At 63.9% G+C, this 17,710-nt stretch carries 17 protein-coding genes and 1 riboswitch; of the genes, 11 read left to right on the top strand and 6 right to left on the bottom strand.

Annotation, left to right across the window (positions count from 1 at the left end):
* The first annotated feature begins 126 nt into the window (after positions 1-126).
* The 10 genes from mtnK to dhaL all read left to right on the top strand — a co-directional run bounded on the left by mtnK (position 127) and on the right by dhaL (position 10,823).
* Positions 127-1,398 (top strand): S-methyl-5-thioribose kinase, encoded by a 1,272-nt coding sequence (gene mtnK / locus NKH33_RS01815; protein WP_352918045.1) that lies wholly within the window; start codon positions 127-129, stop codon positions 1,396-1,398.
* On the top strand, positions 1,395-2,489 hold the full coding sequence (gene mtnA / locus NKH33_RS01820; RefSeq protein WP_352612266.1) for an S-methyl-5-thioribose-1-phosphate isomerase: 1,095 nt from the start codon (positions 1,395-1,397) through the stop codon (positions 2,487-2,489). The genes mtnK and mtnA overlap by 4 nt, the downstream gene beginning before the upstream one ends.
* A 181-nt stretch (positions 2,490-2,670) precedes the next feature.
* Positions 2,671-3,555, top strand: coding sequence for a helix-turn-helix domain-containing protein (locus tag NKH33_RS01825; protein WP_031211585.1), 885 nt, complete (start codon positions 2,671-2,673; stop codon positions 3,553-3,555).
* 130 nt (positions 3,556-3,685) lie between these two features.
* On the top strand, positions 3,686-4,345 hold the full coding sequence (locus tag NKH33_RS01830; protein ID WP_352918047.1) for a 2Fe-2S iron-sulfur cluster-binding protein: 660 nt from the start codon (positions 3,686-3,688) through the stop codon (positions 4,343-4,345).
* Between the two features lie 3 nt (positions 4,346-4,348).
* Entirely contained in the window at positions 4,349-5,335 is a 987-nt protein-coding gene (locus tag NKH33_RS01835) for an FAD binding domain-containing protein (RefSeq protein ID WP_352918048.1), read from the top strand.
* A gap of 71 nt (positions 5,336-5,406) precedes the next feature.
* Positions 5,407-5,877 (top strand): nuclear transport factor 2 family protein, encoded by a 471-nt coding sequence (locus tag NKH33_RS01840; RefSeq protein ID WP_352503006.1) that lies wholly within the window; start codon positions 5,407-5,409, stop codon positions 5,875-5,877.
* A 97-nt stretch (positions 5,878-5,974) separates the two neighbouring features.
* Positions 5,975-8,284 carry a xanthine dehydrogenase family protein molybdopterin-binding subunit gene (locus tag NKH33_RS01845; RefSeq protein ID WP_352542230.1) on the top strand — a complete coding sequence of 770 codons (2,310 nt, stop codon included), beginning with the start codon at positions 5,975-5,977 and terminating at the stop codon, positions 8,282-8,284.
* Positions 8,285-8,400: 116 nt separating this feature from the next.
* A riboswitch (FMN riboswitch) is annotated at positions 8,401-8,547 on the top strand.
* Positions 8,548-8,624: 77 nt separating this feature from the next.
* Positions 8,625-9,098: a 6,7-dimethyl-8-ribityllumazine synthase gene (locus NKH33_RS01850; RefSeq protein ID WP_352918050.1), complete on the top strand. Its 474-nt coding sequence runs from the start codon at positions 8,625-8,627 to the stop codon at positions 9,096-9,098.
* A 69-nt stretch (positions 9,099-9,167) separates the two neighbouring features.
* Entirely contained in the window at positions 9,168-10,175 is a 1,008-nt protein-coding gene (locus NKH33_RS01855) for a dihydroxyacetone kinase subunit DhaK (protein WP_352918052.1), read from the top strand.
* Between the two features lie 9 nt (positions 10,176-10,184).
* Positions 10,185-10,823 (top strand): dihydroxyacetone kinase subunit DhaL, encoded by a 639-nt coding sequence (dhaL, locus tag NKH33_RS01860; protein WP_352472272.1) that lies wholly within the window; start codon positions 10,185-10,187, stop codon positions 10,821-10,823.
* Here dhaL and derI read toward each other — a convergent pair.
* From derI to NKH33_RS01875, 3 genes are read right to left on the bottom strand one after another with little or no spacing between them, the layout of a single operon-like run.
* The gene (derI, locus tag NKH33_RS01865) at positions 10,820-11,263 is read right to left on the bottom strand and encodes a D-erythrulose-4-phosphate isomerase (RefSeq protein ID WP_023676015.1); all 444 of its coding nucleotides are present in this window, start codon (positions 11,261-11,263) and stop codon (positions 10,820-10,822) included. The genes dhaL and derI overlap by 4 nt on opposite strands.
* Before the next feature lie 26 nt (positions 11,264-11,289).
* Positions 11,290-12,048 (bottom strand): triose-phosphate isomerase, encoded by a 759-nt coding sequence (locus NKH33_RS01870; RefSeq protein ID WP_352472271.1) that lies wholly within the window; start codon positions 12,046-12,048, stop codon positions 11,290-11,292.
* Between the two features lie 10 nt (positions 12,049-12,058).
* Positions 12,059-12,823: a DeoR/GlpR family DNA-binding transcription regulator gene (locus tag NKH33_RS01875; RefSeq protein WP_023676017.1), complete on the bottom strand. Its 765-nt coding sequence runs from the start codon at positions 12,821-12,823 to the stop codon at positions 12,059-12,061.
* A 255-nt stretch (positions 12,824-13,078) separates the two neighbouring features.
* On the opposite strand from NKH33_RS01875, the gene fba reads away from it, so the two are divergent.
* Positions 13,079-14,143, top strand: a complete 1,065-nt coding sequence (gene fba / locus NKH33_RS01880; protein WP_023676018.1) for a class II fructose-bisphosphate aldolase — start codon at positions 13,079-13,081, stop codon at positions 14,141-14,143.
* Positions 14,144-14,190: 47 nt separating this feature from the next.
* Here the strand turns inward: fba and NKH33_RS01885 are convergent, their stop codons facing one another.
* From NKH33_RS01885 to NKH33_RS01895, 3 genes are read right to left on the bottom strand one after another with little or no spacing between them, the layout of a single operon-like run.
* Positions 14,191-15,129, bottom strand: coding sequence for a sugar phosphate isomerase/epimerase family protein (locus NKH33_RS01885; protein WP_352918100.1), 939 nt, complete (start codon positions 15,127-15,129; stop codon positions 14,191-14,193).
* Positions 15,129-16,646: a glycerol-3-phosphate dehydrogenase gene (locus NKH33_RS01890; RefSeq protein ID WP_352918054.1), complete on the bottom strand. Its 1,518-nt coding sequence runs from the start codon at positions 16,644-16,646 to the stop codon at positions 15,129-15,131. The genes NKH33_RS01885 and NKH33_RS01890 overlap by 1 nt, the downstream gene beginning before the upstream one ends.
* A 19-nt stretch (positions 16,647-16,665) precedes the next feature.
* Positions 16,666-17,706: a 2-hydroxyacid dehydrogenase gene (locus NKH33_RS01895; protein WP_352796129.1), complete on the bottom strand. Its 1,041-nt coding sequence runs from the start codon at positions 17,704-17,706 to the stop codon at positions 16,666-16,668.
* Positions 17,707-17,710: the final 4 nt, after the last annotated feature.

Here is a 17,710-nt window from a genome sequence, read left to right on the forward strand (position 1 = left end):
CCCTGAACATGACGCTATGGGCTATATCGGCAATTGTCAACACGATTGACAATTGCCAGCAGGCTTCCTAGCTTGGCCCGACCGCGTTGGCTCCGCTATCATCGGAGCACATGAGCGGAGGTGAGGATGACTGGGAAATCGCCGTTCGAAGCACTGTCGGTCGAGACACTGGCGGGCCGTCTCGGTGCCAACGAGGCCCTGTGTTCGCAGATCGGCAAGGATACGAGCCAGTGGAAGGTTCGTGAAGTCGGCGACGGCAATCTGAACCTGGTGTTCATCGTCGAGGGTGCTGAGGGTGCGGCCGTCGTCAAGCAGGCCCTGCCCTACGTCCGGCTGGTCGGCGACAGCTGGCCGCTGCCGCTAAAACGCTCCTTCTTCGAATACCATGCGCTGACGCGGCAACAGGCGCGGGCGCCGGGTTCGGTGCCCGATATCTATCACTTCGACGAAGGCCAGGCGCTGATCATCATGGAGTATCTGTCGCCGCACATTATCCTGCGGCGGGCGCTGATCGAAGGCCGGCAATTGCCCAACATCGCGACAGACATCGGCTTGTTCATGGCCCGCACGTTGTTTCGCGGCTCGGACCTGCATATGGCGACCAAGGACCGCAAGGCCGATCTGGCGCTGTTCGCCGACAATGTCGAACTCTGCGACATCACCGAGAACCTGGTTTTCTCGGATCCGTATTTCGGTGCCAAGATGAACCGGCACACCAGCCCGCAGCTCGACGGCATTGTTGCCGAGCTGCGCGCCGACCGCGACCTCAAGGTCGAGGCGCAGCGCATGAAGCACATCTTCGCTGCCAATGCCGAGACGCTGCTGCATGGCGACCTGCATTCCGGCTCGATCATGGTCACCGACACCGAAACGAGGATGATCGACCCCGAATTCGCCTTCTACGGGCCGATCGCCTTCGACGTCGGCATGCTGCTCGCCAACTTCTGGATGGCGTTCTTCTCGCAGCGCGGCCATGAACAGGACGGAAGCCGCGACGCCATGCGTGACTATCTGATCGGCGTTACGGTCGAGACATGGTCGGTGTTTCGCGCCGAGTTCTCGCATCTGTGGCGAACCGAGCGTACCGGCATGCTCTACCAGAAGAGCCTGTTCGAAGATCAGGGCGACAGGCTTGGCGCCGAGCAGGCGCTAGACCACATGCTGAATTCGATCTGGACCGATCTGCTCGGCTTTGCCGGCGTCGAGGTTCACCGGCGAATTCTCGGCCTTGCCCACAATGCCGATTTCGAGACCATTGCCGATCCGGATCTGCGCGCCAGATGTGAGGCAAAGGCGCTGAAATTCGGCCGTCATCTCGCCGTCAACCGGCGCCAGATCCACAGCATCGACGAGGTCAACCGGTTGGCCGCGCTGATCGAACGGGAGAGCAGGATTTGAACGTCGGCGACCGCCACTACCGCACCATCTGGCCGAGTGACGACGGGCGTTCGGTGGAGATCATCGACCAGCGCTGGCTGCCGCATGATTTCCGTATCGAAAAGATCGATACCGTCGCCGGCATCGCCACGGCAATCCGCGACATGTGGGTGCGCGGGGCGCCGCTGATCGGCGTCACCGCCGCCTATGGCGTCGCCATGCAGATGGCCGACGATCCGTCGGACGCAGCACTCGACGCCGTCTGGGCAACCTTGCACGAAACGCGCCCGACGGCGATCAATTTGCGCTGGGCGCTGAACGAAATGCAGCGCTTTCTGCTGACGCTTCCGCTGGCAGAACGTGCCGCGGCTGCCTATCGGCGTGCCGGCGAGATCGCCGACGAGGATGTCGGCCTCAACCGCGCCATCGGCGCCCATGGGCTCGAAATCATCAAGGCGATCGCGGCGCGCAAGCAGCCGGGCGAACCAGTCAATATCCTGACCCACTGCAATGCCGGCTGGCTGGCCACCGTCGACTACGGCACCGCCACCGCGCCGATCTATCTGGCGACGGAAGCCGGTATTCCAGTCCATGTCTATGTCGACGAAACGCGACCCCGCAACCAGGGTGCCCAATTGACCGCCTGGGAGATGGCCGGCCACGGCGTGCCGCATACGCTCATCGTCGACAACGCCGGCGGCCATCTGATGCAGCGCGGCCAGATCGACATGGTCGTCGTCGGCACCGACAGGACCACCGCCGACGGCGATGTCTGCAATAAGATCGGTACCTATCTCAAGGCGCTCGCCGCCGCCGACAACGACGTGCCGTTCTATGTCGCGCTGCCGTCGCCGACGATCGACTGGACCGTGGGCGACGGGCTGGCCGACATCCCGATCGAACAGCGCTCGCCCGACGAGGTCTCACTGGTCTGGGGCAAGACCGCTTCCGGCGAGATCGCCCAGGTCCGCGTATCCCCGGAAGGCACGCCGGCGGCCAATCCGGCCTTCGACGTGACGCCGGCGCGGCTGGTCACCGGCTTGATCACCGAACGCGGTGTCGCTACGGCCTCGCGCGAAGGCCTGAGGGTGATGTTTCCCGAGCGCGGATGATCGGCTTTTCCGGGAGGGCGCTCCGGATTTGCCTGATCTCACGATTTCTTGAACACGGCACGGTTAAAAACGCCCGTTGCCTGTCCCACATGGACGGCCGGATGCGTAGCGGCGGGGCGGCGCCCAACGCTCGAAGCCGGGGCTGCCCACGGCTCGGCGAGTGAACCAGCGGGATACCGCGATGTCATTCAGACCGTTGCTTGGTGACGGACGGGTTCGGAGCCAGGACGAGAAGTCGGAGCCCCTGCAAACCGCATCATGGGTCAGCTCCTCGATCGTCTTCGACAACCGGCGGTGGGCGTGCCGGGAGGCGGAGCTCCGCTGGACAGCCCCTCATCATCTGATCGTGCTGACCGAAGAAGGCGGCACGTCCCATACATCCATCCGGCACGAGGCACGATCCCTTTACGACGGAATGGACCGTCCCGGAGCCCTCACCTTCGTCCCGGCAGGCGCGGAACGACAGGGCTTCTATCGCGATGTAAACCTCTCCTATTCAGCCCTGTGGATCGATCCCGATATCGGGCTTCCCGGATGCGAACGCCTGAGGAACCTGCCTATACTGGTAAACAAGAAAGACGCGGTCGTCGCCACGCTCTTGAGTTCGCTTCGTGACGAGATGGCACTCGGCCACAAGCCAGACACTGCCTATGTCGAGCATCTGGTCGCCCTCGTCAGTCTCCGCGTGGCCAACCTGAGCCGGGAGCAACCGCGGTTTGTACGTCACGGCTGTCTCAGCCGCCGGGCACTTGGTCGCGTTCGGGATTACATCGATGCGCATATGAATTCCGACATTTCGCTAAGTGAGCTGGCAGCCGCCGCGGGCATGGCCGTCGACAGTTTTGCGCGTCGCTTCAAGGCGACGACCGGCCTTGCACCCTACGCCTATGTGATCGAGGAACGGGTGCGGCGAGCGGAGGCGCTACTGCGCGAAACGGGTTTGTCGATCGGTGTCATTGCCTTTCGGCTCGGCTTCTCAAGCCAGAGCCACTTCACCACGACCTTCCGACGTCTGAGGGGCATGACGCCTCGTGCCTATCGGGTGAATTCTTCTCCAGAATCCTGATAGTGCCGCCGGTTTCTTGAAAGAAAGCCGCCGCCCGCACTCCCACCTCCAGTGTCGTTGGGTGACAGAACCCGAGGGTTCGCTCGGGTCAAGTTGCCGTCTGCGCCTCATTGCGGCTGGGAGATCATGCATGGCCAAAACGGACAACAGGAGCGGGCCGACGCGCCGGATGGTATTGGAAGGCGGTGTTGCGACCGGGGTGCTCCTGGCTACCGGACTACCGGTTGACGCCGAGCCGGCCGAGACCGTCACGGCGGCTGCATCGTCCTCGCCGCTACCGACGATGACGATGTCGTTACGGATCAACGCGAAGGATCTTGCCGTCGAGCTCGACCCGCGGACGACGCTGCTCGACGCCCTGCGCAACCATCTCGGCCTCACCGGCTCGAAGAAGGGCTGCGACCACGGCCAGTGCGGCGCATGCACGGTGCTCGTCGATGGGCGCCGGATCAATTCTTGCCTGACGCTTGCCGCAATGCATGAAGGCGACGAGATCACCACTATCGAGGGCCTTGCCGAGGGTGACCGGCTGCATCCGGTCCAGGCCGCCTTCATCGCCCGCGACGGTTTCCAGTGCGGCTACTGTACGCCAGGCCAGATCTGCTCGGCGGTTGGCATGCTGGGCGAGGCGCGGGCCGGCTGGCCAAGCCATGCGAGCGCCGACGTGGCAGCGGCTTCCGTCGCTCTCACCGATGCCGAGATCCGCGAGCGGATGAGCGGCAACATCTGCCGTTGCGCCGCCTATCCGAACATTGTCGCCGCAATCCGCGACGCGGCAGAGGAGGCATGAGCAATGCAGTCCTTCACTTATGAACGTGCGGCGAGTGCTGAGCAGGCGGTGGCCGCGGTTGCGGCCCGGCCGGACGCCAAGTTCATCAGCGGCGGCACCAACCTGCTCGACCTGATGAAGCTCGAGATCGAGCGCCCAGCGCATCTCGTCGACATCAGCCGGCTGCCGCTTGATCGGATCGAGGAGACGGCGGAAGGCGGGCTTCGGGTCGGCGCCCAGGTCCGCAATAGCGATCTTGCCGCCGACCCGCGGGTAAGGTCGCGCTATCCGATGCTCACGCAAGCGCTGCTGGCGGGAGCGTCCGGACAGATACGCAACAAGGCCTCGACCAGCGGCAATCTCCTGCAGCGCACGCGCTGTCCCTATTTCTACGACCGCAACATGCCCTGCAACAAGCGCCAGCCGGGTTCGGGCTGCGCGGCACTTCAGGGCTTCAATCGCATGCACGCCGTACTCGGCGCGAGCGAAGCCTGCATCGCGGTCCATCCCTCCGACATGGCGGTCGCCATGTCCGGGCTCGACGCCAGGATCGAGACCGTCTCGCCCGGCGGCGAGACCCGCACGATCCCGATCGGCGATTTCCATCGATTGCCCGAGGCGACGCCCCAGGTGGAGACCGTGCTCGGCCACGGCGAAATAGTCGTTGCGGTTGCCCTGCCGCCGCCGCCACCCGGTCGACAGGTTTACCGCAAGGTGCGCGACCGTGCTTCCTACGCCTTCGCGCTGGTGTCGGTGGCAGCAATCGTCGAGAAAAGCGGCGACCGTATCCGAAGCGCTCGGATCGCCATGGGCGGCGTGGCAGCGAAACCCTGGCGCGCGACGGAGGCGGAGCGGACGCTCGCAGGCGCGGCGGCATCCGACGGCGCCTTTAGCGACGCGGCCGAAGCCGCGCTCGCCGGAGCCGTCGGTCATGGCGCCAATGGTTTCAAGATCCCGCTGGCGAAACGGACGATACGGCACACGCTGGCTGCTGCCGCCGAGACTGCATGAGGCGATGCGATGACAGAGACGACGACCCCGAACCGCTGTTCCCAGATGCCGGCGCCGAGCAGGAGATCGATATGAAACTCACGCGACGCGCCGTTGCCGCCGCGGGTGGCGGCCTTCTCGTCTCTGCCGCCACAGCCTGGGGCGCCACATCCGACCCGGGAGCTCGTCACGGGCTCGAGGCCGCGGTAGACGCCTTCTTTGCCGGCTGGGCCTCTGGCGACTGGACGGCATTCCTTGACTGTTGCGATGAGACGATGACCTTCCAATTCCCTGTCGGCGAGCAACGAGGCCGACACGGACCGCCAGAGGGCAAACGGGCACTCGCAGCCTGGACCGCCGCGCATCAAGCGCAGGGGAACAGGATCACGAAATCGACCGTCGATCTCAAGCTCTTCGCCGCCGACTGGGTCATTGTCTGCGATCGCGGGAGCGGGACAATCGGTGGCGCGCCCTACACTGGCCTGCATGCGATCTTCATGCGAGCCGGCCCAACAGGGAGGCTGGTCGAGTTTCGCGAGTATTTCGGCGAGATCGCCGCGTGAGCTCCGGCCCCCGCGCGACGAACATGAAGGTGCGAGGAAGCGCGTCGTCGCGGCCTCGATGCCTCCGAACTCCAGATGAAAAATCTTTAGGTGACTTATGAACGAGACCATACCCGGACTGCCCGGCTCCGCCACCCATTCAAGGGTGAAACCTCGTGCCGATGCTGGCATCATCGGGCGGCCGATCGACCGCATCGACGGTCCGCTCAAAGTGACGGGCGGCGCCACATACGCTTACGAGAATGAGCTGGATGGTACAGCCTATGGCTACATTCTCGGCGCCTCCGTCGCCAAGGGCCGCATCGCCGAGATCGACACGGCCGAAGCCGAACGGGCGCCGGCAGTGCTGCTCGTCATGACGCACCGGAATGCGCCGGCCCAGCCGGATTTCGGCCCAACGGTCACGCCAACGGTGCCGGAGGTCTTCGCGCGCCCCCGGCCCGCGCTCAACAGCGATCAGGTACGGTATTACGACGAGCCGGTCGCGCTGGTCGTTGCGGAGACGTTCGAGGCGGCGCGCGCTGCTGCGGGCCTCATCAGAGTACGCTACGACGAGGAGCCGGGCCTCTACGATCTACCGGGACATATCGCCGACGCCTACGCGCCAAAGCGGACCAATGCCGGCTTCGAGACCGACAGCGTGGTCGGCGACTTCGAGCGCGCCTTTGCGACGGCGCCGATCAAGATCGATTCCACTTACGGGACCCCCTTCGAACATCACAATCCGATGGAGCCGCATGCGACGCTTGCTGCCTGGTCAGGCAACGAGCTGACGATCCGAACATCGGCGCAGACCCTCGCGAACTTCCGGGCCGGGGTCGCCAGCACGCTTCGCATCCCGCTCGAGCGAGTGCGCATCGTCAGCCCCTTCATCGGCGGAGGCTTCGGCTCCAAGCTGATTGCCCATGCCGACACGATCCTGGCCGCACTTGCAGCGCAGGTGCTGCAGCGCCCCGTGAAGATCGCGCTGACGCGACAACAGATGTTCGCCAATGCCGGTCATCGCGCAGAGATGGTCCAACAGGTACGTCTCGGCGCGGACACTGACGGGCGGCTCACCGGGATCGCGCACGATGTCTGGTCGGCAACGTCCAGCTTCGAGGAGTACTGCGAACAAACGGCAGTTTTTGCGCGCTCGCTCTACGCGGCGCCGAACCGTCTCACCCGCCATCGCCTGGTTCCGCTGGACATCAACCGCGGCGAATGGATGCGCTCGCCCGGCGAAGCGCCCGGCATGCTGGCTTTCGAATGCGCCATGGATGAGCTCGCCGAGCGCGCCGGTCTGGACCCGATCGAACTCAGGATCCGCAACGAACCGGCACAGGATCCCGAGCGCGGCGTGCCGTTCTCCACCCGCAATCTCGTCGCCTGCATGGAGGAAGGCGCCCGCCGTTTCGGCTGGGAGCGGAGAAACCCGACACCGGGCCGAACTCGGGAGGGCCGCAAGCTTATCGGCCACGGCATGGCGGCGGCGATCCGTCCGAACTATATCGGCGCGGCGACGGCGCGGGTTGCGATCGACCGGGACGGTCGGGTGACGGCGCGGCTCGACATGACCGATATTGGGACCGGCACCTATACGATCCTGACTCAGATTGCCGCCGAGAGCCTCGGCCTGCCGATCTCGTCCGTCAAGGTGGAGCTCGGCGACAGCCGCTTCCCGCGTACCGCCGGCTCCGGCGGATCCTGGGGCGCAGCAAGCGCGGGTTCGGCCTTGCATGATGCGTGCAACATCCTCAAGAAACAGATCCTGGAGGCGGCGCAGTCGAACGAAGCCTCGCCGTTGCGCGGCGCGAACGCCACCGAGGCAAGCTTTGCCGACGGCGAGGTCAGGGTCGGCCAGCGATCGGCGAGCCTGGCCGATCTTATCCGAGGGATCTCTCCCGACGGGCTCGAAGCCGAAGGCTCCGTAGCCGCGGGCGCCACCACCCAGTCATACAAGACCTATTCGCAGCATTCCTATGGCGCGCATTTCGCAGAGGTCGCTGTCGATTGCGATACCGGTGAAATCCGCATGCGCCGGATGCTGGCTGTGATCGGCGCGGGCCGTATCCTCAACGCCAAGACCGCGCGCTCGCAAATCATCGGCGGCATGACCTGGGGGATCGGTGCAGCGCTGATGGAGCAGACGGTGCTCGACCCGCGCTACGGCCACTTCGTCAATCACGATCTTGCCGAGTATCATGTGCCGGTCAATGGCGATGTCCCCGATATGGAGGTCGCCTTCCTCGAGGAAGACGACGACAAGGCCAACCCGCTTGGCGCAAAGGGTCTCGGCGAGCTCGGCGTGTGCGGTGCGGGGGCTGCTGTCGCCAACGCCGTTTACAACGCGGCCGGCGTGCGAGTGCGTGAATTTCCCATCACCTTGGACAAGGTGCTGCCTGCCTTACCTGTGATCGCTATTTGACGCTCTCCTCCCTCGCCCTCAACGGTGACCAGGTCGAAACGGATCGCTATTTCTGCGCCATCGACGACGACGCAGGTGGTTGACAGCGCTTTCCGACCCTTCCATACAAACGCCGTCAATGTTCTCAGGGCGGGGTGAAAGTCCCCACCGGCGGTAAGGGTCTCGGCCCAAGCCCGCGAGCGCTTTCCGGTTAGCCGGAGAGGTCAGCAGATCCGGTGTGATTCCGGAGCCGACGGTCACAGTCCGGATGGAAGAGAACGAAATGGAAGACGGTCCGCTTTCGCGGTTCGGACTCCGTATCGTGCGTCCTGATTCTGGTTCGAAACGGAAGGATGGACCCATGAATCAGCATTCCCACAACGACTATGAAGCGATCCGCGTTGCCGTCATTCGCGCGCGTTGGCATGCCGATATCGTCGACCAATGCGTTGAAGCATTCGAGGCGGAACTGGCGGTTCTCGGAGAGAAACGCTTTGCCGTCGATGTCTTCGATGTGCCTGGCGCTTATGAGATTCCCCTGCATGCAAAGACGCTTGCCGTGACCGGCCGCTATGCCGCTATCCTCGGCGCCGCGTTCGTCGTCAATGGCGGCATCTACCGGCACGAGTTTGTTGCAAGCGCGGTCATCGACGGCATGATGAATGTGCAATTGTCGACTGGCGTGCCGGTGCTTTCGGCGGTGCTGACGCCGCACAACTACCATGATAGCGCGGACCATCACCGCTTCTTCTTCGAGCATTTCAGGGTCAAAGGCAAAGAGGCGGCCAGTGCCTGCGTGCAACTGCTGGCGGCACGCGAACACATCGCGGCGTGAAACCTCCACCGCCGGGTGGAAATCCCGGTAAGGCGCTGTAGTATCTCACGAAAACCAGGGAGGATGCCGGTGCAGACCAAGAAGATCATCAATGACGGTAACCGCTCCGTCGACGAGATGCTGGAGGGCATCCTGGCCGCGCATCCGCGCCATCTCAGAAGCGCGGACGGCAGTCCGCGCGCCATTATCGCCCGCGACGGACCGCGCCCAGGCAAGGTCGGTCTCGTCATCGGTGGCGGCTCGGGCCACGAGCCGACCTTCCTCGGCTTCGTCGGCAAGGGGCTGGCCGACGCCGCCGCGATCGGCAATGTCTTCGCCTCGCCGCCGCCGGACCCGATCCTCGAATGCGCCAAGGCGGCCAGCGGTGGCGCCGGCGTGCTGTTCATGTACGGCAACTATGCCGGCGACGTGATGAACTTCGACATGGCCGCCGAAATGGCGGCAATGGACGACATCGAGGTGCGCACCGTGCTGACCACCGACGATGTCGCCTCGGCGCCGCGCGACCAGAGGCAGAAGCGGCGCGGCGTCGCCGGCAATTTCTTCATCTTCAAGGCCGCCGGTGCCGCATGCGACCAGATGCTGTCATTCGATGAATGCGAGCGTATCGCCAGGAAGGCCAACCATCACACCTTCACCATGGGCGTGGCGCTGTTGCCCTGCTCGCTGCCGCAGACCCGCCGGCCCAATTTCGAGATCGGACCGGACGAGATGGAGATTGGCATGGGCATCCATGGCGAGCCAGGCATCGCGCGCGGAAAGTTGAAAACGGCCGACGAGATCACCGACGAAATGCTGGACAAGGTCCTCGACGAGATGGCGCCGGCGCGCGGCGATAAGGTCGCCGTTCTGGTCAATTCGCTCGGCTCAACGCCGTTGATGGAGCTCTACATCATGAACCGACGCGTCAAGCAGAGGCTGGATGACGTCGGTATTTCCGTCCATGCGACCTGGGTCGGCAATTACTGCACCTCGCTCGAAATGGCCGGCGCCTCGGTGACGCTGATGCATCTCGACGGCGAGTTGCAGGCGATGCTCGACCATCCTTGCGACGGCGCCATGTTCCGCGCCGGCTGAGAAAGCATCATGACCTCGATCGATTCAGTCGGCTTGAAAAGAATGTTCGATGAGATCGCGGCGGCGATCGACGCCGACAAGGACAGGCTCTGCCAACTCGACGGCGTCATCGGCGACGCCGACCATGGCATCGCCATGGCACTAGGCTTCACAGCTGCGCGCGATGCACTAGCGCAACTCGACCTCGCGGCGACCGAGCCGACGGCGCTGCTCAACACTGCGGCGAAATCCTTCCTCAACGCGGTCGGCGCCTCGTCAGGCCCGCTCTATGCGACCGCCTTCATGCGCGGTGCCGCCGCCGTCAAAGGCAAGGCAATTCTGGAGGACGCTGACACCATCGCCATGCTCCGGGCGATGGCGCAAGGCATCCAGGATCGCGGCAAGGCCGAGCTCGGCGAAAAGACCATGGTCGACGCCTGGCTGCCGGCTGCGCAAGCAGCGGGTGCCGCGCAGGAAGCCGGCAAGAGCCTGTCCGAGAGCCTGGAGGCTGCACTTGCAGCGGCCGAACGAGGTGCCGAGGCGACCAAGGACATGATCGCCGCCAAGGGCCGCTCATCGCGGCTCGGCGAGCGCTCGCTCGGGCATATGGACCCCGGCGCCGCATCGGCCGTGACGATTATCAGAGCGATGTGGAACAGTCTGGCTTAACCCCGCTTCGCCGCGTCGAGCCTGTCGATCGCCTGGACATTGCCGGCCGACGGTCCCTTCTCATCGAATTCCGATGCAAGCCATGCATCGACGATCGACTTGGCCAGTTCCGGGCCGATGACGCGGGCGCCCATGGTGATGATCTGGGCGTTGTTGGATTTTGCCGCGCGCTCGGCCGAATAGGTGTCGTGGGTGAGTGCGGCGCGAATGCCGGGCACCTTGTTGGCGGATATGGATACGCCGATGCCGGTGCCGCAAAACAGGATGCCGCGATCGTTTTCGCCGTCCAGGATGGTCTGCGCGAGCTTCTGTGACAGGTCGGCATAGTAGCCCGACTGGCTGAGGTCGCTAACCGTGAGGCCGGGCTTGGTAGCGAGGTGAGCGGCAATGACGTCGAGCAGCGGCTTGCCGGCGCTATCAGCTCCAATGGCAATTTTCATGTTCCGTTTCCTTCCTGTTTGGTGATTCAGATCGCCGCCGAGGCGCGCTTGAGGATGTCGATATAGCCGTCCGCCTGCCAGGCCGAGCGGCCGATGAACAAGCCGTCGATGTTGGGCTGGCCGACCAGTTCGGCGGCATTTTGCGGATTGACGCTGCCGCCATAAAGCACCGGCGGCACCACCGGCAGCAGGTCGCGTGCGATTTTCTTGATTAGCGCCTGCTGCCTGTCGGCATAGTCCGAACTGGCCGGCACGCCCTTGTCGCCGATCGCCCAGACGGGCTCATAGGCAAACAGGATCGTCGCCGCCTTCGCCGCGCCTTCGAGAAACTGCAGCGCGCCGTGCACCTGCAAGGCCAGCACCGCAGCGGCCTGCCCGCTGTCGCGTTGAGCCAGGGTCTCGCCGACGCAGATGAGTGGCACGAGACCGTGCTTCACCGCCGCCGCAGTCTTCAGACCGACGGCGTTGTCGGTCTCGCCGAAATGCTCGCGCCGTTCGCTGTGGCCGAGCTCGACCATGTCGAGGCCGCAGTCTTTCAGCATGACCGGCGAGATCTCGCCGGTCCAGGCGCCGGCGTCGGCCCAATGCATGTTCTGCGCGCCGACCTTGATGCGCGTCGGCGACAGCGCTTTCTTGACCTCGCGGATCGCCGTGAAGGGCGGGATGACGAAAGGCTGGATGCGCTCGTCGAAACCGGGGACGAACTCCGCCAGCGCCTCGGCGAAAGCCATCGCCTCGGCGAGCGTCTTGTTCATTTTCCAGCTGGTGCCGACCCAATAAACCATACGTGCCCTCCTATTCTGCGATCACTGTCAGCGAAACGCCGGCACCATCCAGCGCGGCGCGCATCTGCGGCTGCGGCTCGCGGCCGGTGAAGACCGTGTCAAAGGCCTTGAGATCTGTCAGGAAGTGCAAGGCAGTGCGGCCGAATTTCCCATGATCGACCAGCAGATATTTGCGCGCTGCTGCGGCCATCATCAGCCGTTTGGTCTGGACCACTTCCTGATCCTGGTGAAAGGCAGAGGCACCATGGATGGCCGATGACGACAGGAACGCGACATCGGCGCGCAATGATTTCAGCGTGTCCTCGGCGAGCAGGCCGAAGAAGCCGTGAAACTTCTTGTTGTATTGGCCGCCGAGCGCAATCAGGTTGATGCCGGCAACGCCCGCCAAATCCTGGATGACGGCCAGATTGTTCGAGATCACCGTCAGCGGACGCAGATCGGCAAGATGCCGAGCAACGCCGCCCGCGGTTGAGCCATCGTCGATGATCACCGTCTGACCCGGTTCGATCATCGTCACGGCAGCGGCGGCGATGCGCTTCTTCTCGTCGCCGGCCAGCCGCTGGCGGTAGCGGAAATCGCTCTCGAAAAGGCTGCTCGGCTGGATCGAGGCGCCGCCGCGCACCTTGCGCAGGAAGCCGCTTTCCTCGAGCTCGTCGAGGTCGCGGTGGACAGTCATCTTTGACACGCCGAAGCGTGAGGCAAGATCGTCGACACTGGCGGTGCCGATGTCCATCAGAAAATCCATGATGCCTTGCCGACGGCCGTCGCTCTTCATTTCCGCGGCTTCCTCGTGCAATCCGGTTCCGAGATATAACACCAAACGTCGCACAAGCCACCAAATTTTTGTGATAATGTTATATCTCTATGGGATATCATGACGCTTCTGGTCGCGTCCTGTAACAAGAATTGCTGCCGGCCGAGCGCCCAGCGGTTGCGGTGCCGCGGAAATCCGGCCAGAAGCATCAGGGGCTCGACGACAACCGAACGGCCCGCAAACACTGGCTCGAAACCGGATACGGGAGACTACTGAGTGGCTCGCATCACACTGAGACAATTGCTCGATCATGCCGCCGAATACGGCTATGGCGTGCCTGCCTTCAACATGAACAATATGGAACAGGGCCTCGCCATCATGGAGGCAGCCGAGGAGACCAAATCGCCGGTTATCCTGCAGGCGAGCCGCGGCGCCCGAGCCTACGCCAACGATGTGGTGCTGGCCAAGCTGATCGACGCGCTGGTCGAAATCCATCCCGATATCCCGGTCTGCATGCATCTCGACCATGGCAACAACGAAGCGACCTGCGTCACCGCGATCCAGCACGGCTTCACCTCCGTGATGATGGACGGATCGCTGAGGGAAGACGGCAAGACGCCGGCCGACTACGCCTATAATTCCGGCATCACCCGCCGCGTCGTCGACATGGCGCATTGGGGCGGCGTCTCGGTGGAAGGCGAGATCGGCGTGCTTGGATCGCTTGAGATGGGCGGCGGCGAGCAGGAAGACGGCCATGGCGTCGAGGGCGTCATCAGCCACGACCAGCTGCTGACCGATCCGGTGCAGGCCGAACAATTCGTGCGCGACACCCGTGTCGATGCGCTGGCCGTCGCCATGGGCACCAGCCACGGCGCCTACAAGTTCAGCCGCAAGCCGGACGGCGCTGTACTGGCCATGAACGTCATCGAGGAAATCCACCGCCGTCTGCCGAGTATGCATCTCGTCATGCACGGCTCGTCCTCGGTGCCGGAGGAGTTGCAGGAGATCATCAACAAATATGGCGGCCAGATGAAGCCGACATGGGGCGTGCCGGTCGAAGAGATCCAGCGCGGCATCAAGCACGGGGTGCGCAAGATCAATATCGATACCGACAACCGCATGGCGCTGACCGGCGCAATCCGCAAGGTGCTGACCGAGAACCCGAGCGAATTCGATCCGCGCAAATATCTGACGCCGGCAATGGCCGCGATGCGGAAGCTGTGCAAGGAGCGCTTCGAGCAATTCGGCACCGCCGGCAACGCACCGAAGATCAAGCCGCTGCCGCTGTCGGAAATGGCCAAGCGCTACAAGTCCGGAAGCCTCGATCCGAAATTTGGCTGACGTATTCCGGCTCTGAGCAGGAGCTGCCTCAGCTCCTGCTCATCCGATCATGCTCGCGGCAAGAGATCGGCCCGGCCGGTCTCGATAAAGGGTGCCCAGTAGTCGACCGACTCGCGGATCATGGCGATGACCTGGTGGTCGACGGGTTCGCGTTCGCGGAACGACAATTCGAGGCAGATCTCGTTGTCGACGCCGCCGCCGCGACGCACCGTCTGAAGGAGCTTTTCCGGCGTGATACGGCCGTCGTTGTTGTAGGTCGCAGTGAACGGCCAATGGCCGCCCTTGTTCATCGACGACTGCTTGACGTGGATGATCGGCGATTGCCTGGGAAAGGCTTCGGCCCAGGCATAAGGGTCGGTGTCCGCCGGATTGCTCGAGGTCACGTCGCCATGGTCGATGTCGACCATCATCTTGAACGGGACGGCCATGCCGGCCGCTTCGATCTCGCGCTGCAGTGCCCGGCAGCTTTCGATCGTATGGCCGAATTCGCGGCCGACCGACATCGGCTCCCAGAACAGGTAGGTCAAGCCGGCTGCTTTGGCATGCTCGGCGACCTCGCGCCAGCATTCCAGCGCGATGTCGAAAAGCCGCGCGCGACGTTCAGGATTGTCGTAATCCCGGTGGGTGAAGATCGCGAATTGCGTGCCCATGCCCGCGGCGCCGAGCTCGGCCGAAACTTCTGAAAAGGTCTTGAACCAGTCGACGTAGTAGCGCCGCACGTCGGCATCGGGATGGCCGAAATGATTGAGCCGGCCGTAAGGGCCGGTCATCGCGGAGGTCACGCGCACACCGGTGCGGTTGAGCGCGGAGCGGAACAGGCGGACGAATTTGGCGATCGTCGCCGCCGGCCAGCCGGGATTGACGAATTCATGGGTGAGTTGGACGTCCCTGATACCGATCTGATAGGCGATCGCGTCGATCAGGTCGTCCGGCTCCGCAAAGCGGTTGACCAGCGGATTGGTGTTGAGCGAAAGCGTAAAGGCCATCAGCCGGCCTTTGCCAGCCGGCTCGAGCACCAGTCCTCGAAGGCGGTTCTTTCCGCGGCGGACAGATGCAGGCCGTGCTTGGTGCGCCTTTCGAGAATATCGGCGGCGGTCTCGGCCCATTCATGCTCGAACAGGTAATTGGCTTCGCGCTCGAAAAAATCCTTGCCGAAGCGCCGGCCCAGTTCGGCGAGCGAGGTGGCCGCGCCGACCAGATCGCGCGTCCTTGTGCCGTAGAGCCTGCCGTAATGCTTGACCAGCGATGCCGGCATCCAGGGAAATTCATGGCCGAGGTCGCCCAGAAACTGCTCGAAATCGGCATTGGCGATATCGCCGCCCGGCAGGTGCCCTTTCGAGGTCCACGGCTTGCCCATTTTCGGAAAGAACGGGGCGATACGGTCGAGCGCGTGCTCGGCCAATTTGCGGAAGGTGGTGATCTTGCCGCCGAAGACCGAAAGCAGCGGCGCCTGCCCAGCCGGTGCGTCGAGTTCGAATATGTAATCGCGGGTCACCGCGCTCGGATTGTCGGCATTGTCGTCATAGAGCGGCCTGACGCCGGAAAACGAGTAGACTACGTCGCTGCGCGCAAGCTGGCGCTTGAAGTAGCGATTGACTGCCTTGATCAGGTAATCGATCTCGCTGGCATCGGCGGTCACGTCCTCCGGCCGCCCGTCATAGGGAATGTCGGTGGTACCGATCAGCGCCAGATCGTCCTGGTAGGGATTGATGAAGATCACGCGCTTGTCGCTGTTTTGGACGAGATAGGCCTGCCGCCCTTCCCAGAATTTCGGCACAACGATGTGGCTGCCCTTGACCAGGCGCACGTTGCGCCTGGAATTCTGGCCGGCGACGCGGTTGATGACGTCGTTGACCCAGGGTCCGGCGGCGTTGATCAGCGCCCGTGCGCGGACTGTGGTCCTGACGCCGGTTCGACCGTCGCGCATCTCCACCGACCACAGGCCGTTTTCGCGACGGGCGGCTGTGCAGGCGGTGCGGGTGAATATCCTGGCTCCGCGCTCAGCGGCGTCGAGCGCGTCGATGACGACCAGGCGAGCGTCATCGACCCAACAGTCAGAATATTCGAAGCCGCGCTTGAAGGCGTCCTTGATCGGCGCGCCTTCGGGCGCGGTGCGCAGGTCGAGCGTACGCGTGGCCGGCAGCCGCTTGCGGCCGCCGAGATGGTCGTAAAGGAACAGGCCGAGCCGGACCAGCCAGGCCGGCCGGTCATCGGGGCTGTGTGGCAGCACGAAGCGCATCGGCCAGATGATGTGCGGCGCGGATTCGAGCAGCACCTCGCGTTCGATCAGCGCCTCCCGCACCAGGCGGAACTCGTAATATTCGAGATAGCGCAAACCGCCATGAACGAGCTTTCCCGATCGCGAACTGGTGCCCTCGGCGAGATCGTCTTTTTCGCAAAGAATGACCGACAGGCCCCGGCCTGCCGCATCGCGCGCGATCCCGGCGCCATTGACGCCGCCGCCGATGACGAAGAGGTCGACGATTTCGGTTTCACCGCTCATCTCGCTCTATGCCCTGTCGTCAGCATGGATTGACCGGAGGCAGACCGGCGATGAAGCGGCGCACTTCCTCGGCCGCCTGCTCGGCCGCGTAGGTCACGGTGCGTACCGACGCGCCGGCGATATGCGGCGTCAGTGTCACGTTCGGCAGCTGCAATAGCGGCCAGTCGGCAGGCACTGGCTCGACGGCGAACGTCTCCAGCATAGCACTGCCGATGTGTCCCGAGACGAGCGCCTCGTAGAGCGCATCGTAGTCGACCAGCGGTCCGCGCGCGGTATTGACGAAGATCACGCCGGGTTTCATCCGGGCGATGGCGTCCTTGGCGATCAGACCGCGCGTCTCTTCGGTGACCCGGGAGTGCAGCGTGACCACATCGGAGCGCGACAGCAGATCGTCCAGCGCAACCAGCTCGACGCCGGCATTGCGGTCCTCGGCGCTCAATTGCACATAGGGATCGCAGACCAGGATGCGGCAGCCGAAGGCGCGCAGCAGCCGAACCAGCCTGGTGCCGATATTGCCGTAGCCGATGACGCCGACGGTCATTTCGTTGAGCTCGCGGCCGGTACGGTCGGCGCGGTAGAGATCGCCGCGCCACTCGCCCTTGCGCAAGGCTTCGTGGCCGACGCGGATCAGCCGCGTTTCGGCGAGAATGGCGCCGATGGTGAACTCGGCCACGGCGCTGGCGTTGCGGCCGGGCACATTGACCACGGTGATGCCGTGGGCCTTGGCGGCGGCCATGTCGATGTTGATCGGTCCGCCGCGCGAGACCGCAACCAGCTTGAGCGTGGGCAGGCGCTGCATCATGCTTTCGGAGAGCGGCGCAAGCTGGGTGACGAAGATTTCGGCGTCGCCGATGAAATCCACCACCTCGTCGGGATCGCCGAAATACTCCTTGACCTTGTCCAGACCAAGTGCGGCATTGCCGAATTGCATCGGCTCGTCGGGCCAAGCGGTCTCAATGCTGCGGATGTCGAGATTGTCGCCGCAGGCCGCCTCGATTTTCTCGCGAAACACTTCCGGAAGCATGAAGCGGTCGCCGATGATCGCAATTTTCTTGGGCATGCTC

Origin of the sequence: Mesorhizobium sp. M1182 (assembly GCF_040318335.1) — a bacterium.
Classification (GTDB): domain Bacteria; phylum Pseudomonadota; class Alphaproteobacteria; order Rhizobiales; family Rhizobiaceae; genus Mesorhizobium.

Coding starts and splice junctions, on each gene's coding strand:
- NKH33_RS01885 (WP_352918100.1), bottom strand. CDS start 15,129: ATGGCCTTTACGCTTTCGCTCAACACCAATCCGCTGGTCAACCGCTTT.
- NKH33_RS01890 (WP_352918054.1), bottom strand. CDS start 16,646: ATGAGCGGTGAAACCGAAATCGTCGACCTCTTCGTCATCGGCGGCGGC.
- dhaL (WP_352472272.1), top strand. CDS start 10,185: ATGACCTCGATCGATTCAGTCGGCTTGAAAAGAATGTTCGATGAGATC.
- mtnK (WP_352918045.1), top strand. CDS start 127: ATGACTGGGAAATCGCCGTTCGAAGCACTGTCGGTCGAGACACTGGCG.
- NKH33_RS01825 (WP_031211585.1), top strand. CDS start 2,671: ATGTCATTCAGACCGTTGCTTGGTGACGGACGGGTTCGGAGCCAGGAC.
- NKH33_RS01830 (WP_352918047.1), top strand. CDS start 3,686: ATGGCCAAAACGGACAACAGGAGCGGGCCGACGCGCCGGATGGTATTG.
- derI (WP_023676015.1), bottom strand. CDS start 11,263: ATGAAAATTGCCATTGGAGCTGATAGCGCCGGCAAGCCGCTGCTCGAC.
- NKH33_RS01895 (WP_352796129.1), bottom strand. CDS start 17,706: ATGCCCAAGAAAATTGCGATCATCGGCGACCGCTTCATGCTTCCGGAA.
- NKH33_RS01850 (WP_352918050.1), top strand. CDS start 8,625: ATGAATCAGCATTCCCACAACGACTATGAAGCGATCCGCGTTGCCGTC.
- NKH33_RS01840 (WP_352503006.1), top strand. CDS start 5,407: ATGAAACTCACGCGACGCGCCGTTGCCGCCGCGGGTGGCGGCCTTCTC.
- NKH33_RS01875 (WP_023676017.1), bottom strand. CDS start 12,823: ATGAAGAGCGACGGCCGTCGGCAAGGCATCATGGATTTTCTGATGGAC.
- NKH33_RS01845 (WP_352542230.1), top strand. CDS start 5,975: ATGAACGAGACCATACCCGGACTGCCCGGCTCCGCCACCCATTCAAGG.
- NKH33_RS01870 (WP_352472271.1), bottom strand. CDS start 12,048: ATGGTTTATTGGGTCGGCACCAGCTGGAAAATGAACAAGACGCTCGCC.
- NKH33_RS01835 (WP_352918048.1), top strand. CDS start 4,349: ATGCAGTCCTTCACTTATGAACGTGCGGCGAGTGCTGAGCAGGCGGTG.